General features: G+C 35.9%; 16 protein-coding genes. All 16 read left to right on the top strand.

The genetic code is table 11. The annotated features are described in order from the left end of the window. Positions 1-8: 8 nt before the first annotated feature. The 16 genes from JM79_RS14385 to JM79_RS14310 all read left to right on the top strand — a co-directional run bounded on the left by JM79_RS14385 (position 9) and on the right by JM79_RS14310 (position 16,290). Positions 9-1,265, top strand: a complete 1,257-nt coding sequence (locus tag JM79_RS14385) for a GTP-binding protein (RefSeq protein WP_141878818.1) — start codon at positions 9-11, stop codon at positions 1,263-1,265. A 93-nt stretch (positions 1,266-1,358) separates the two neighbouring features. Continuing rightward, positions 1,359-2,474, top strand: a complete 1,116-nt coding sequence (gene gmd, locus JM79_RS14380) for a GDP-mannose 4,6-dehydratase (RefSeq protein WP_141878817.1) — start codon at positions 1,359-1,361, stop codon at positions 2,472-2,474. A gap of 72 nt (positions 2,475-2,546) precedes the next feature. Beyond that, positions 2,547-2,933: a GxxExxY protein gene (locus tag JM79_RS14375; RefSeq protein ID WP_141878816.1), complete on the top strand. Its 387-nt coding sequence runs from the start codon at positions 2,547-2,549 to the stop codon at positions 2,931-2,933. Positions 2,934-3,026: 93 nt separating this feature from the next. After that, the gene (locus tag JM79_RS14370; RefSeq protein ID WP_141878815.1) at positions 3,027-4,076 is read left to right on the top strand and encodes a GDP-L-fucose synthase; all 1,050 of its coding nucleotides are present in this window, start codon (positions 3,027-3,029) and stop codon (positions 4,074-4,076) included. Between the two features lie 93 nt (positions 4,077-4,169). After that, complete coding sequence (locus JM79_RS14365) at positions 4,170-5,609, top strand: UDP-glucose 6-dehydrogenase (RefSeq protein ID WP_141878814.1); 1,440 nt, start codon at positions 4,170-4,172, stop codon at positions 5,607-5,609. 35 nt (positions 5,610-5,644) lie between these two features. Then, positions 5,645-6,688, top strand: coding sequence for a dTDP-glucose 4,6-dehydratase (gene rfbB, locus JM79_RS14360; RefSeq protein WP_141879254.1), 1,044 nt, complete (start codon positions 5,645-5,647; stop codon positions 6,686-6,688). 57 nt (positions 6,689-6,745) lie between these two features. After that, a complete protein-coding gene (locus tag JM79_RS14355) occupies positions 6,746-7,099 on the top strand; it encodes a four helix bundle protein (protein WP_141878813.1) in 354 nt (117 codons plus the stop codon). A 26-nt stretch (positions 7,100-7,125) separates the two neighbouring features. Beyond that, positions 7,126-8,004 (top strand): glucose-1-phosphate thymidylyltransferase RfbA, encoded by an 879-nt coding sequence (gene rfbA / locus JM79_RS14350; RefSeq protein WP_141878812.1) that lies wholly within the window; start codon positions 7,126-7,128, stop codon positions 8,002-8,004. A 36-nt stretch (positions 8,005-8,040) separates the two neighbouring features. Then, positions 8,041-9,183: a DegT/DnrJ/EryC1/StrS family aminotransferase gene (locus JM79_RS14345; protein WP_141878811.1), complete on the top strand. Its 1,143-nt coding sequence runs from the start codon at positions 8,041-8,043 to the stop codon at positions 9,181-9,183. After that, the gene (locus JM79_RS14340; protein ID WP_141878810.1) at positions 9,184-10,650 is read left to right on the top strand and encodes an MOP flippase family protein; all 1,467 of its coding nucleotides are present in this window, start codon (positions 9,184-9,186) and stop codon (positions 10,648-10,650) included. A 10-nt stretch (positions 10,651-10,660) separates the two neighbouring features. Further along, on the top strand, positions 10,661-11,329 hold the full coding sequence (locus JM79_RS14335) for a NeuD/PglB/VioB family sugar acetyltransferase (protein WP_141878809.1): 669 nt from the start codon (positions 10,661-10,663) through the stop codon (positions 11,327-11,329). 5 nt (positions 11,330-11,334) lie between these two features. Further along, complete coding sequence (locus tag JM79_RS14330; RefSeq protein ID WP_141878808.1) at positions 11,335-12,282, top strand: glycosyltransferase; 948 nt, start codon at positions 11,335-11,337, stop codon at positions 12,280-12,282. Beyond that, positions 12,279-12,944, top strand: a complete 666-nt coding sequence (locus tag JM79_RS14325) for a sulfotransferase domain-containing protein (protein ID WP_141878807.1) — start codon at positions 12,279-12,281, stop codon at positions 12,942-12,944. Before JM79_RS14330 ends, JM79_RS14325 begins: the two co-directional genes overlap by 4 nt. Continuing rightward, positions 12,941-14,149: a glycosyltransferase gene (locus JM79_RS14320; protein WP_141878806.1), complete on the top strand. Its 1,209-nt coding sequence runs from the start codon at positions 12,941-12,943 to the stop codon at positions 14,147-14,149. Before JM79_RS14325 ends, JM79_RS14320 begins: the two co-directional genes overlap by 4 nt. A gap of 12 nt (positions 14,150-14,161) precedes the next feature. After that, positions 14,162-15,418, top strand: coding sequence for a glycosyltransferase (locus JM79_RS14315; RefSeq protein ID WP_141878805.1), 1,257 nt, complete (start codon positions 14,162-14,164; stop codon positions 15,416-15,418). Further along, the gene (locus tag JM79_RS14310) at positions 15,418-16,290 is read left to right on the top strand and encodes a sulfotransferase (protein ID WP_141878804.1); all 873 of its coding nucleotides are present in this window, start codon (positions 15,418-15,420) and stop codon (positions 16,288-16,290) included. Before JM79_RS14315 ends, JM79_RS14310 begins: the two co-directional genes overlap by 1 nt. Positions 16,291-16,523: the final 233 nt, after the last annotated feature.

The raw sequence follows: 16,523 nt of genomic DNA, 5'->3' as shown, positions 1-16,523 counted from the left end.
ATATTATAATGGAGATCAATAACAATCAATTACTAAGATTTACAACGGCAGGAAGCGTGGATGATGGGAAAAGTACCCTCATTGGCCGACTGCTATATGATTCCAAATCTATATTTGAAGATCAGTTAGAGTCAGTAACCAACACCAGTGCAAAAAAAGGTCATGAAGGAGTGGACCTGGCATTGTTCACAGATGGCTTAAAGGATGAGAGAGAACAGGGCATCACCATCGATGTAGCGTACAGATATTTCACCACTCCTAAGAGAAAATTCATTATCGCAGATACTCCGGGTCATATTCAATATACCCGTAATATGGTTACTGGAGCATCAACAGCGAATGCAGCTCTTATTTTAATAGATGCCAGGCATGGAGTTATCGAGCAGACCAAAAGACATTCGTTTATAGCTTCACTTCTGAATATTCCTCATTTGATCGTTTGTGTCAATAAAATGGATTTGGTAGATTTTTCAGAAGAACGATATAATGAGATCATTGGTCAGTTCGAGGAGTTTTCTTCCAAGCTGCTGGTAAAAGATGTACGTTTTGTTCCAATGAGTGCCCTTCTGGGAGATAATGTTGTGAATCGTTCCGAAAACATGAGTTGGTATGGAGGTGGAACGCTACTTAGTATATTGGAAACCCTGCATATTAGTAGTGATATTAACAAGATCGATGCACGGTTCCCGGTACAAACTGTATTAAGACCACAAAGTGACGAGCATAGAGATTACAGAGGCTATGCCGGTAGAGTGGCCAGCGGAATCTATAGATTGGGTGATGAAGTAGCCGTACTGCCCTCAGGCTTTACCTCGAAAATCAAATCTATCAATACCGGGGAACAGGAGGTTGAGGAAGCTTTTGCACCAATGTCTATTTCTATAACTCTGGAAGATGATATTGATGTAAGCCGCGGCGATATGATTGTAAAGAAGAATAATCAACCGGAAGGAGAGCAGGAATTTGATGTGATGTTATGTTGGCTGAATAACGATGCTGCGAAGCCCAGAGCAAAATATACCGTGATGCACACTTCCAATCAACAGAGAGCCATGATCAAGGATGTGGTTTATAAGATTGATATCAACACTTATAATAGAAATACGGAAAACAAGGATCTTTCCATGAATGATATTGCTAGAGTAACGATCAGAACTACGCATAGATTGATGATCGATTCTTATAGAGATAACAGAAATACAGGTAGTATTATTCTGGTAGATGAAAATACTAATGAAACCGTTGCAGCAGGAATGATAGTTTAATCTATTTCTGTCGGAATTATCATTAGTCTTAAGTTAGTAGAAGTCTTTTGTAAAGAGGACTGCGGTATTATATGAAAATTGCAATAGCTGAAAATGAATAAAGTAGCATTGATTACCGGCGTGACCGGGCAGGATGGAGCATATTTAAGTGAATTCCTCCTGAAAAAAGGATATATAGTTCACGGTTTAAAAAGAAGATCTTCTCTTTTTAATACCGATAGGATAGATCATTTATATCAGGATCCACATGAAGATAAAAGAAATTTTATACTCCATTATGGCGATATGACAGATTCTACGAATCTTATACGTCTTATTCAGGAAATCCAACCAGATGAGATCTATAACCTGGCTGCTATGAGCCATGTTCAGGTATCATTTGAAGTTCCGGAATATACCGGAAATGCTGATGGATTAGGGACTTTACGTATCCTGGATGCAGTTCGCTTGTTAGGGCTGGAAAAGAAAACACGTATTTATCAGGCTTCCACTTCAGAATTATACGGAAAGGTTCAGGAAGTACCTCAATCTGAAACTACGCCATTCTATCCACGTTCGCCTTATGCAGTTGCAAAAATGTATGCATTCTGGATCACGGTAAACTACCGTGAAGCTTATGGCATGTATGGATGTAACGGAATTTTGTTTAATCACGAATCTCCGCTAAGAGGGGAAACTTTTGTAACTCGTAAGATCACCAGGGCAGCTTCAAGGATCGCTTTAGGACTTCAGGATAAATTTTACCTGGGGAATCTGGATGCACAAAGAGACTGGGGACACGCAAAGGATTATGTAAGAATGATGTGGATGATCCTGCAAGCCGAAAAAGCAGAAGACTGGGTGATCGCTACGGGGAAAACTACTCCGGTTCGAGATTTTGTAAAAATGGCCTTTGCTGAAGTCGGAATAGAACTCGAATTCAGAGGTGAAGATGCTGATGAAAAGGCTTATGTAAAATCCTGTAGCAACGATAAATTTCAACTGGAAACAGGTAAGGAAGTTTTGGCAGTAGATCCGAAATATTTCAGACCTACAGAAGTTGATCTATTAATAGGAGACGCTTCCAAAGCAAACAACAAACTAGGCTGGACTCCTGAATATGATCTAAAGGATCTAGTAAAAGATATGATGGCCAGTGATGTAAAACTTATGCAGAAAGATCAGTACCTTAAAGAAGGTGGGTTTAAGACTTTAAATTATTTCGAATAACTAAGAAAGATTACACGGATTAAGGCTGATTTCACGGAAGGTTCATTTCACTGAAGAAAACGGATTACACGGATGGGGAAATTACTTTTTGAGGTGGAAACGTTTCAAATAATTGGTGCTTGTATGAAAGTTCATAAAGGCCTCGGTCACGGTTTTCTTGAATCAGTATATCAGGAAGTGTTAAGTAAGGAGTTTAATAAGTTTTCAATTCCTTTCGAAGAACAAAAAAGGCTGAATCTATATTACGAAGGTGAAAAACTGGAGAAATATTTCAAAGCTGACTTTCTTTGCTACAACAAAATTATAGTTGAAATAAAATCAGTAGCCTTTTTACCTAAAGCGCTGGAAAATCAGGTAATCAATTACCTAAAAGCTACCAATACAGAAGTTGGTTTGCTAATTAACTTTGGAGAGAAAAGTCTGAAGTGGAAACGCTTCATTAATACGGAAAATTCTTAGAAGGAATTCGCGCAATCCGCCATAATCTGCGAAATCAACTGAGAAAACGATACAGCGGTCTGAACACCTAACAAATCGTAAGAAAGAATTAGAATGAACAAGAGCACAAAAATATACATCGCCGGTCACCGTGGAATGGTTGGCTCAGCGATCTGGCGAAAACTCGAAGCTGAGGGATATACAAATCTTATCGGTAAAACTTCTTCGGAACTGGATCTTCGCAACCAGGCAGCTGTTGCTGATTTCTTTGAAACTGAAAAACCGGAAGTAGTCATCGATGCGGCAGCGAGAGTAGGTGGGATCATGGCGAATAGCGAATATCCATATCAGTTCCTGATGGAGAACATGCAGATTCAGAATAATCTTATCGACTTCTCTCATAAGTCAGATGTTCAGAAATTTATCTTCTTAGGAAGTTCCTGTATTTATCCAAAGCATGCTCCACAACCACTGAAGGAAGAATATTTGCTGACGGATAGCCTGGAACCAACCAATGAATGGTATGCTATAGCAAAGATTGCCGGAGTAAAAGCCTGTGAAGCGATACGAAAACAATTTGGAAAAGATTATGTTAGTTTGATGCCTACCAATCTATATGGAACTCATGATAATTTTGACCTGGAAACTTCGCATGTCTTACCGGCAATGATCAGAAAGTTCCATGATGCTAAAGTAAAAATGGAGCAAGCTGGCGATACTAGCCCAGTTGAACTTAAGAGTAAGTCCGTCGGTGCTAATAATGAGCCTGTCGACCATAGCAGTGAGCCTGTCGACCTTAGCAGTGAGCCTGTCGAACTGTGGGGTAGCGGATCTCCCATGCGAGAATTCTTATTTGTAGATGACCTTGCAGATGCAGTTTGTTTCGCTTTGGAAAATAAATTACCAGAGAATCTTTACAATATTGGTACAGGAGAAGATCTCACCATAAAAGAACTGGCAGAACTTATTCAAAAAATTGTAGGTCATAAAGGAGATATTATCTGGGATACCTCAAAACCTGATGGTACTCCGCGTAAGCTCATGAACGTAGATAAGATGAAGGACGCTGGGTGGAAAGCATCAACAGCGCTGGAAGAGGGAATTCAAAAAACCTATGAGTGGTTCTTAAATAACCAGAATAAATTTAAAGAAGTTAAACTTTAACCAATCCGTGCAGTCTGCATTAATCTGCGGAATCCGCGCTTTAAAAAAATCCGTGCAATCCGCTCAAGTCTGTGGAATCCGCGTCTGAATGAAATGAAGAACATAAAAAATATCTGTTGTATTGGAGCAGGATACGTAGGAGGACCAACTATGTCTGTGATCGCCCAGAAATGTCCCGAGATCAACGTTACTGTTGTGGATCTGAACGAAAAAAGAATTGCCGCCTGGAACGACGATAACCTGGATAATCTGCCTATCTATGAACCCGGTTTAGCCGAAGTGGTTAAAGAAGCAAGGGGCAGAAACCTATTCTTTTCCACAGAAGTTGATAAGGCCATAGATAAAGCAGAAATGATCTTTATTTCGGTGAATACACCAACCAAAACCTATGGTATAGGAAAGGGAATGGCGGCTGACCTAAAATGGATAGAACTTTGTGCCCGGCAAATCGCCAGGGTATCCACCACAGATAAGATCATTGTAGAAAAATCCACGCTTCCGGTGAGGACCGCGGAAGCTTTAAAAAGTATCCTGGAAAACACCGGTAACGCAGTGAACTTCCAGATTCTTTCCAATCCTGAATTTCTTGCCGAAGGAACAGCAATCCAAGATCTGCAAAATGCAGACCGTGTCTTAATTGGTGGAGATATTGACAATACGAAAGGACAAGAAGCCGTACAAGCTTTAGTAGATATTTATGCACACTGGCTTCCTAAAGAAAAAATATTGACGACCAATGTATGGTCTTCAGAACTTTCAAAATTAACTGCCAATGCATTCCTGGCCCAGCGTGTTTCCAGTATAAACGCGATGAGCGAGCTTTGTGAAAAAACCGGGGCCGATGTAAATGAAGTAGCACGAGCTATTGGTATGGACTCGAGGATAGGCCCAAAATTTTTAAAATCTTCTGTAGGTTTTGGAGGAAGCTGTTTCCAGAAAGATATTCTCAACCTGGTGTATATCGCAAAATCATATGGATTAGATGAAGTAGCCGATTACTGGGAGCAGGTGATCATTATGAACGATCATCAAAAAAGAAGATTCGCTGCCAATATAGTACAGACACTTTTCAATACCGTTTCAGGAAAGAAGATTGCCCTTTTGGGTTGGGCTTTTAAAAAAGACACCAACGATACAAGGGAATCTGCTGCTATTTATGTAGCTGATTACCTCTTAAACGAACAAGCAGAAGTTGTAGTGTATGATCCAAAGGTAACCGAAGAGCAGATCTATGCCGATTTGGATTATTTGGGAACACGTACAGAGAAAGAAAACCGAAAGCTACTAAAAGTAGTAAAAGAGCCTTACCAGGCTTGCGAAGCTGCTCATGCTATAGCCGTATTAACCGAGTGGGATGAATTTAAAACCTACAACTGGCAACAAATATATGAGAGTATGCTAAACCCTGCGTTTGTTTTTGATGGTAGAGACATATTGGATACGCAGGTTCTTTCTGAAATAGGCTTTAATTTGACTAGTATTGGAAAACCAGAAATAAAAGCAGTAAGAAAGCAAGCTTCAATAGCTGTATAATTGCTGATTAAGAATTTTAATTTTAGATGGAATACATCAAAAAAATATTAATTACAGGAGGTGCGGGATTCATAGGATCTCACGTAGTTCGCCTGTTCGTGAATAAATATCCGGAAAATCAAATTTTCAACCTCGATGCCCTTACTTATGCAGGGAATCTGGAGAATTTAATAGATATCCAGGACGCTCCTAATTATACCTTCTTAAAGGCTGATATTACTGATGCTGAAAAAATAGATGAACTATTTAGCAAATATCAGTTTGATGGGGTGATTCATCTGGCTGCGGAGTCTCATGTAGACAGGTCTATCACAGATCCAATGGCTTTTGTAAAGACTAACGTAATGGGAACCGTAAACCTACTGAATTCTGCAAAAGAACATTGGAAAGAAGAAACCAATGACAAACTTTTTTACCACGTAAGTACAGATGAAGTATATGGTAGTCTTGGAGAAGAAGGCTTATTTACCGAAACCACCGCTTACGATCCAAATTCTCCATATTCTGCCAGTAAAGCAAGTTCAGATCATTTTGTGAGATCTTATGGAGAGACTTATAAGCTTCCTTATGTTATAAGCAATTGCTCCAATAATTACGGGCCGAATCATTTTCCGGAAAAACTGATCCCATTATTTATAAATAATATTATTAACCACAAATCCTTGCCGGTTTATGGCGATGGGAATTATACCAGGGACTGGCTCTTTGTAAAAGATCACGCGGCGGCAATAGACCTTGTTTTTCATAAGGGGAGCAATAATGAAACCTACAATATAGGCGGCTTTAACGAATGGAAAAATATCGACCTGGTAAAACTACTTTGTCAACAAATGGACCAGAAGCTAGGTCGCAAAGAAGGAGAAAGCGAAAAGCTGATCACCTACGTAAAAGATCGGCTCGGTCATGATCTGCGTTATGCGATTGACGCCGGTAAGATCAATAAAGAATTAGGCTGGAAACCCAGCGTAACTTTTGAAGAAGGACTATCTAAAACGATCGATTGGTATCTTGAAAATGAAGAGTGGCTTAAGAATGTTACCTCCGGTGCGTATCAGGAGTATTATAAGAAACAATATTAGGTTGTAAGCTATAAGCCCTAAGCTATAAGCAAAAAGCATAGAGCCTAAAACATCGAAATGAGAGATTTTAAGAAATATGATGTCTGGAAACTAAGTCATGAGCTGGTACTGAAGGTTTATCGGGTAACTTCATCATTTCCTGATTCCGAAAAATATCAGTTAATAACTCAGATGCAGCGGGCTGCCTATTCTATAACTGCAAATATCAGTGAAGGATGTGGCAGAGAATCAGATAAAGATTTCAACCGATTTTTACAAATTGCCCAGGGATCTGCTCATGAATTGGAGTATTTTTTTATTCTGACAAAGGATCTTTCTTTTATTGATGAAAAGTCTTATGAAGGTCTTAATCAACAAGTAAACGAAATAAAGAAGAAATTATATAAATTAAGTCTCAGGCTAAAAGCATAAGGCCTAAAGCCTAAAGCATCTAAAAAATGAAAGGTATCATACTTGCCGGCGGCTCCGGCACCCGTTTATATCCAATTACTAAAGGAGTATCCAAACAACTTCTTAGTATTTATGATAAGCCGATGATCTATTATCCACTATCGGCATTGATGCTGGCAGGAATTAGAGAAGTCCTTATTATTTCTACACCTGAAGATCTTCCAAATTTTGAGAAGCTATTAGGGACCGGATCAGAACTTGGAATGAGATTCGAATATAAAGAACAACCCAGCCCTGATGGACTGGCCCAGGCTTTTATCATTGGAGAAGAATTTATTGGTAGTGATGATGTTTGCCTGGTATTGGGAGATAATATTTTTTACGGGCAGGGACTAACCGAAATGCTGAAACAATCCCGCTTAAACGTTGAGACAGAAGGAAAAGCAACTGTTTTTGGTTATTATGTCAACGATCCAGAAAGATATGGCGTTGCCGAATTTGACAAGAACGGAAATGTCATTAGTATTGAAGAAAAACCTAAGCATCCTAAGAGCAATTATGCGGTTTCTGGCTTATATTTTTATCCCAATTCTGTAGTGGAAATCGCGAAGCAAGTGAAGCCCAGCGAACGTGGCGAGCTGGAAATTACTTCCGTCAATGAAGCTTACCTTAAGCAAGATAGGCTAAAGGTTGAATTAATGGGGCGTGGATATGCCTGGCTGGATACCGGCACCCACGAATCTATGCTGGAAGCATCAAATTTTATTCATACCATTGAAAAGCGACAGGGGCTTAAAGTAGCCTGTATAGAAGAGATCGCTTACGAAAAAGGATACATTTCTGCAGATGAATTAAAAGTCCTGGCTGAACCCCTAAAGAAAAACGGCTACGGAAAATATCTTTTAAGCAGAATTATTAAACCGTAATTGTATTAGAATTTTATTATTGCTAAGAAGAAAAACATGATTAAAAAAGACAATTCTCCTATTTACGTCACTCAACCCGACATGCCCGTTTTCGACGAATTCGTTGAATCTTTGCGAGAAATCTGGGATTCTAAATTCTTAACAAATAATGGCAAATTCCATCAGGAACTTGAAAAGCGAATTGCAGAATACCTTAAAGTACCTTATGTAAGTCTTTTTTCGAACGGAACTTTAGCTTTAATAACGGCCTTACAGACCTTGCGAATTCAGGGAGAAGTAATAACTACCCCATTTAGCTTTGTTGCCACTACACATTCCCTTCATTGGAATGGCATCAAACCGGTCTTTGTAGATATTGAAGAGGAATACCTGAATCTTGATCCGGAAAAAATAGAGGCAGCAATCACTCCTCAGACTACTGCTATCTTACCCGTACATGTATATGGAAGACCTTGTAATCACGAGAAAATTCAAGAAATCGCAGACAACTATGGCTTGAAGGTAATTTATGATGCAGCGCATGCCTTTGATGTGAACCATAATGGGAGTACCATTCTCGACTATGGTGATTTAAATGTTTTGAGCTTCCACGCTACTAAAACCTTTAATACTATTGAGGGAGGCGCTATTATAAGCCATGATATAAAAACAAAACAACGAATCGATTTTTTGAAAAATTTCGGTTTCGCTAATGAGACTACAATTGTTGCTCCAGGCATTAATGCCAAAATGAATGAGGTACAGGCAGCATATGGATTACTTCAATTTAAGTCGTTGGAAAATAATCGCCTAAAAAGACAAAAAGTTTGGGAAAAATACTCGGAGGAATTAAAAGATGTTCCCGGTGTAAAAATTCCGGAACTACCTGATGGTTTGAGTCATAATTACTCCTATTATCCTGCTTTAATAGAGGAACAAGATTATGGCATTAGCAGAGATAAATTGTACGACAAATTAAAGGAGGAGAGAATATTAACCAGGAGGTATTTTTATCCATTAATATCTAATATTCCTACCTATAGAGGACATAATTCTTCAAAGCTTTCAAACTTACCTATTGCCAATAAAATAGCCGAACAAGTTTTATGTTTACCTCTGTATGCATCCTTAGAATCATTTGAAGTTGAAAAGATTATCTCTTTAGTAAAAAATAACGTTAGAGAAAACTTTTTAATTTAATTGAAAGATTTAAAGAAAAAAACCCTGACAGGTTTAGGATGGAGTTCTGCCGGTAATTTGGTAGGACAAGCCATGCAATTTGTTGTAAGTATAATATTAGCCAGATTGCTGATGCCCGAGGATTTTGGCTTAATGGCAATGGTGCTGGTGTTCACGTCTCTCGCTCAGGTATTTATGAATTTTGGTTTTGGAAGTGCTTTAATTCAGGATAAGAATGCGGCTCAAGAGGATTTTTCAACAATTTTTTACTTAAACGTTGCAATAGGAATAGTTCTTTTTATTATTACTTTTTTAATAAGTGACCTGGTTGCCCAGTTTTATGAAACTGAAATTATTTCTAAAATTCTGCGTATTCTATCCGTTACTTTTATAATTAGTTCCTTTGGAATAATACCAAATATAATTTTAACCAAGGAAATTGACTTTAATAAAGTTGTAAAGGTCGATATAACTGCAAATTTCCTTTCCGGTCTTGTTGCAATCATTTTGGCTTATCTTGATTATGGAGTTTATAGTCTTGTTGCTCAAAGTATTATGGCTTCCCTTTTACGAACAACTTTTATTTTTTTTGCTTCCAGGTGGACGCCTTCATTAGTATTTGAAGTAGCATCGGTTAAAAAATATTTAAATTTTAGTTCAAATATTCTTTTTATCAACATTATCTCCAAAACTCTTGATGAGATGGACACTATTCTTATAGGAAAATTTTATCCGGCTGCTTCACTGGGTATTTTTAATAGAGCTAAAACTTTAAGAAAATATCCATTACAAATAATTGGAGGAGGAATAAATAAAGTGATGTATCCTTCGTTAGCAAAAATTCAGGATGACGATGAAAGATTAGTAAAATATTATTCTGCTCTCATTCATATATTGTCATTTCTGGTTATTCCTGTAATGTTCACATTAGTCATTATAGCCGAACCTCTTATACTTCTTATTCTCACGGAGAAGTGGATAGAAGTTGTTCCGATATTTCAAATTCTTTGTTTGGTGGGATTTATGATTTCAATAGGAGGAATTAACTCGAATATATTTTTAACCAAAGGAAAATCTCGTTTTCTTTTAAAATTTGAAACGGTTAAACGAATTTTGTTCTCGCTGATTATTTTAGCCTCATTACGATTCGGATTAAAAGGAATGGCAACTGCTATTGCATTGGCAACTACTTTATCATTTTTAGCGAACCTCCATTTCCCAGGAAAACTTATTGGCTTTAAATTTTATCGACAGTTAAAAATAATAAGCTTTTATTTAGTAATTGCTATTTTTTCTAGTTCTGTAGCACTTCTATACCAGTTTAGATTAAATGAAATGAACCTATTATTCCAAATTCTGATTCCCAGCATTCAGATTTTGATTTTTTATGTCTTCTTGGTTTATTTTTTCAAATTAAAAGGCTTTGTTTTAATAATGGAAAATTTAATACTGCCTACAATTAAGAAGTTAGAACTAAAAAAAAGCTAACAACGATTTAATGAAAAAAAAAATTCTACTTATAGGCGCAGGTCATCATGCAAAAGTTATTATTGATGTTATAAATAAGGAAGGAAAATATTTCATAGTTGGATTAGTAGACTCCAGACATCAAGCAGGGACTTATTTTTGTGGACATGAAATTTTGGGTCGTCAGGAAGAAATACCAACTCTGGAGAAGAAATACGACATTTCCGGGTATATCATTTGTGTCGGAGACAATTGGATGAGAAGTAAAATAGTCACTCAATTACAGGAATTAATTCCAAAAATTGAATTTTATAACGCGATTCATCCCTCTGTTGAAATCGGAAGTAATGTTAAGTTAGGAAATGGTATCGTCGTGATGCCGGGTTGTATAATTAATACAGAGGCGGCGGTTGGAAATCATACCATCATTAACACAAATTCTTCTCTTGAGCATAATTGTATAATGGAAGATTTTTCAAGCATCTCAGCCGGAGTAACAACAGGAGGTTTTGTCATCTTAAAAAAGTTTGCTGCAATAGCCCTCGGCGTTACCATTTTCGACCGCATTACAATAGGAAAACATTCAGTAATTGGATCTGGTTCGTTAGTAACAAAAGATATTCCCGGATCTGTTTTAGCTTATGGATCTCCTGCAAGGGTAGTGAGAAAAAGGGAAATTGGAGAAAAATACCTTAAGTAAGAAAAATGGAAACAGTGAGTATCTGCATGATTACCTATAATCATGAAAAATATATTGAATCAGCAATAAAAAGTGTCCTAGCTCAAATCACGAGCTTTACAATAAAGCTGTACATTGGAGAAGACTTTTCTAATGATGGAACTAGAAGAATATGTCAGACTTATCAGAGGAATTTTCCCGATCAAGTGGAATTATTACCTTCAAATAAAAATTTGGGAATGATTCCCAATTTTGTTCAAACATTACAAGCTTGTGATGGCAAATACATTGCTTTACTGGAAGGAGACGATTTTTGGACAGACCCCAATAAACTTCAAAAACAAATTGACTTTTTGGAGACAAATGACGAATACATTATGTGTTTTCATGACGCTTTCAAACTCGATGAAATAGGTACTGGTAAAACGGGGGAAAGGACAATTAATAAAGATGAGAGAGCAGATATTTCTACAGAAGACCTGTTAATTAGAAACCGAGCAAACACTCTTACAGTTGTTTTTAGAAATAATGTATTGAAAACATATCCTGATTGGCTTTATACATTTAATGGTGCAGATCGTTTTCTATACCTCCTACTTAGTCAATATGGAAAAATAAAATACCTTCCTTTTGTCGGTGCTACTTATCGGCTTCATTCTGGAGGAATATCTAACTTCAAAAGGAAGCCTGAAAGTGTTGATGTCCTAATAAATCATTATAAGGATAGAATAAGAGCAAATGAAACTTTAAATCGTCATTTTAATTTCCAATATGAGAATTTAATTTCCACCATAATTAAAGATTATGCAATTCAATCGTTTCTGCTTTATTTTTATACTAGGGACTATGGCGGTTGTAAAAATATTATTAGTCAATATAAGCTGAGGATATTTTCCAGTTTGAATTACAAATACCAATTAAAATTTATCTTGGTTTCACTTGCAGGAAATTTTAAAAAAGAAAAAAAGAAATGAATTTTAAAGATATCCAAATTTATTCCCATCCAAGATCCGGATCAAATTATTATGCAGATCTGATAAATAAAAATTTTACTCACAAGGACAACTTCCGCCAAATTTATGGAGATCACAGGTTCCCGGGAAATATTGTGAGGGATAATCCCTCGACGGCTTTTCTTTACATTAAAAGAGACTTTCCTGCTGTTCTAAATTCTATATTTAATATGAAAGAAAGATTTGGACTCCTTGTTTCCTCACCTGAGGAGTTGCAGCAGTCAATATATAAAGAAGTTTATAATCCGCGACTAAAGTCTTTTATTCAGGTTAAAAACGACGAAGGCTTTAAAGTAGAAACAAAAATTTCAAAATTTTTTTCCAGTATCGAAATGAAGCCTCTAGAGTTTCATAATTTACATATTACTCAATGGGAAAAAAATAAAAAATATAAAAATTATCATTCTGTTAATTACAATGATCTCTTAAATAATTTCGACAAAACAATGTCCGAAATTAACATGTTCCTTGGAGCCGATAATTCCGAGTTTACTAATACTTCTGAGCAAGTGGGATACATCCCGCCAAAAAATGGAAAACATTATCTAATAATGAACATTTATAACAAATATTTTTTAAAACCTGCTCTTTACGTTTATAAAAATGTTAAGAGAAACAGATGAAAATAGCTGTTTTTTGTGGAAAGTTCCCGTCGGTGTCAGAAACGTTTGTCGTTGAAGAAATATGTCAATTATTAGATGATGGAAATGATGTGATCATCTTTTCTAAAGAAAAAGGTGGCAATGATTTTACGAGTGCAAAATTCAACCAATACAAACTTCAGGAACGCACCATTTATTTCACTTTAAATAGAAGAAAGACCTTAAAAGGAGTAGTTGAATCTGTATTCACTAATTTAAATAATATCAGTAAAATCCCTAAACTGATAAATAGAATTGGTGTAAGAAGCTTGTTCTCTAATCGAGGCCAATCTTTTTCCTTTCATGAACATCATCATTTTGATATTATTCATTGCCACTTTGCTGTAATGGGAGACCTTGCTGTGAAGTTGCGTCAAAGAAAAATAATATCAGGTAAAATAATAACAACTTTTCATGGATCTGGTTTAGTAACTCTAAATAGTAAAAAAGGGATATATCCTCATTTAATTAAGGAAGGAGATCTTTTTATTTCCAATTCCGCCTTCACAACGCAAGTAGCTGTTAGCAAAGGATATTCTGAAAACAAGATTTTTTATGTGCCTGCACAATTTGATAGCAACAAATTTATTAGGTCCAAACCAAGATTCTACCCTAAAGAGAAAATTACAATCATTTCCATAGGTAGGTTAGTACCTTTTAAAGGCTTCTATTATGGTGTCCATGCTATAAAAAATCTGTTGTTGAAGGGACATACCAATATTGAATACAGAATAATTGGCGAAGGACCAACCAGAGCAGAACTTGAAAAAGAAATTCAGGAATATGATCTTGAGGAATACGTGACTTTATTAGGACAACAAACCAGCGAAATTGTTAAAGAAGAACTTGAAAAAGCCGATATATATATCATGCCAGGTATAATTGATGACAATGGTAGAGCAGAAGCGCAAGGTGTAGTGCTACAGGAAGCTCAGGCAATGGAATTACCTGTTATTGCATCCCGTGTAGGAGGCATGGTGCAAGGAATAAATGATGGCAAAAGTGGATTTTTAGTTTCACAAAAAGATGAAGTTGAATTAGCTGAAAAGATAATCTGGTTTTTGGAACACCAGGATAGAATAAAGGAATTTGGACAAAATGGAAGAGCTTTCGTTTTGGAAAATTTTAATTCTAAAAAAAATTTTGAAAAACTTTTGGGATGTTATAGACATACCCTTAATAAATAGAAACTATTACCCATGAGGATTGCCTTCGTTATCGAAACATTTCCTTCTACAACAGAAGTTGCTATTTTAAATCAAGTTATAGGCTTGATTGAAAGTGGTGCAGATGTTACGATATTTACTTTTAACAAAAGCTACCTGAAGGAAAAGAATATCCACCAAAAGGTTTTTCAGCAACCACTAAATATTATTGAATTACCTAAACCAGCTTTTTCCAAGTACAAAAATGAATGGAAAAATAAATTGGCGGTTCGATTTAACGCCCTCCCCCTTTTATGGCGTTCATTTTTAATATCTCCCGGCCTTTCCTGGAAAGCAATTACTGAAAGCACCTATGGAGAAACCAAAAATGGGTTTAAAATCATTTATGCCATACAACCTTTATTGGAGCAGAATTCTAATTTTGATGTCATTCATTGCCAATTTGGTCCTATGGGATTATGGGGCGCCATCCTACGGGATCTGGGTTTGTTGAAAGGAAAATTAATCACATCTTTTAGAGGATATGATATAAATGATTTGCCTCAAAAAACAAATGAAGAAATTTATTCATTCTTAAAACTGAAGGGAGATCTTTTCACAGCGAATACTTTGAACACAAAACAAAATGCCATAAAATTAGGTTTTGAAAGTAATAAAATTCATATAATTCCTTCGTCAATAAACGTAAAGGAATTTCAGTATCTCAATAGAGGTTATGATAAAGAAAATGAATTTGAGATTCTTACAGTAGCTAGGCTCACCGAAGTAAAAGGTTTAGAATATGCAATTAAGGCTATGGCTATTCTGAAAAATGACTTTAAACTTACAAACTTTCGCTATCGAATAGTTGGAGAAGGAGAATTGAAGCAATCTTTACAAGCATTGATAGACGAAAATGATTTACACGATCAGGTCATCTTAGAAGGTTATCATTCGCAAGAAGCTTTGAGATCCTTCTTTTACAACAAAGCTCATTTATTTATTCTTCCTAGCATTATCACTTCTACAGGTAATAAAGAAGCACAAGGTGTAGTATTACAGGAAGCTCAGGCTTGCGGGATACCGGTTATAGGTACAAACACAGGAGGCATCCCGGAGGGAATTCTTGATGGGAAATCGGGATTTATTGTTCCTGATAAAGAGCCTCGCTCTATAGCTAAAGTAGTTCAAAAGATATTGACTGAACCTCTTTTAATTAAACAAATGGGTAGCGAAGGGCGTCGCTTTGTTGAAGAGAATTTTGATATTAATTCAGTAACAAAAAATTTAATTCATTTATACCAGTCATAATGTCTAAACCTACTTTACCAAATCTATTTATCATTGGAGCTATGAAAAGTGGAACCACTTCTCTACACCAATATTTGGATAATCATCCTGAAATTTTTATGTCCAGAACCAAAGAGCTTAACTTTTTTATAGAAGAGGAAAATTTTTCTAAGGGTATTGATTGGTATAGGGCACAATTCGATGAATCATTTAAATATAATGGAGAATCTTCGCAGAGTTATACCAAACAGCACATATATAAAGGAGTTTCTTCTAGAATAAAAAATACAATTAATGAAGATGGTCGTTTTATTTATGTAGTAAGAGATCCAATTAAAAGAATTATAAGTCATATCAACGAAGCAAAGCTTCAAGGTAACCGAAAAAATAATTTTGATTTGGAAGATTACACTACTGCTCAACTAGAAGAACTAAATTATGTACTTACCAGTAAATATTATTATCAGCTAAAGCCATTTCTTAATTTTTTTCCAATTAAAAATTTTCATTTTGTTTCTTTCGAGGAATTAATAGCCGACCCAGGAAGAGAATTAAATAAAATTTTTAATTTTTTAGATCTAAAGGAAATGGAGCTTGATGAGCTAGAAAATTTAACTGCAAAAAATGTCTCAAAAGAAAGATTGGTAGAAGCCAAATGGATAAGAAATTTGAAGAACGGATCATTTCTTCCTTCAGTAGCAAAGACTTTTATCCCTTCCAATTCAAAAGATAGGATCCGGAAATATCTCGACCGTAGTGGATTAGGTAAAGCTCCGGTAAATCAAATTAAATTATCCCCAGAATTGAAAAAAAGAATTGAAAACGTATTGCGGAATGATGTCAATAAGTTCAGAGAAGTGACAGGACGCAATTTTACCCACTGGTCTATTTAACTAGGAAAATGGCTCCAAGAATTTTTTTTATTATAATAATAAAGAAGTTTATTTCTAGGGCTTTTGTTTAGAAGTAAAATTTTGATATTCAGGGTAATATTCAGCTTTTTTTTAAGACGAGCCATGGAATTAAGATAAATCCAAGAGAAAAATTGATTGAAACTTGGATACAATTTCAAACCAAAAAAGTATTAAAAGATTTGCTATTCAATAGGTCTACAAAATTTCAAGAA

This window comes from Gramella sp. Hel_I_59, from assembly GCF_006714895.1.
GTDB lineage: Bacteria > Bacteroidota > Bacteroidia > Flavobacteriales > Flavobacteriaceae > Christiangramia.
This window is presented reverse-complemented; position numbering and strand designations above follow the sequence as displayed.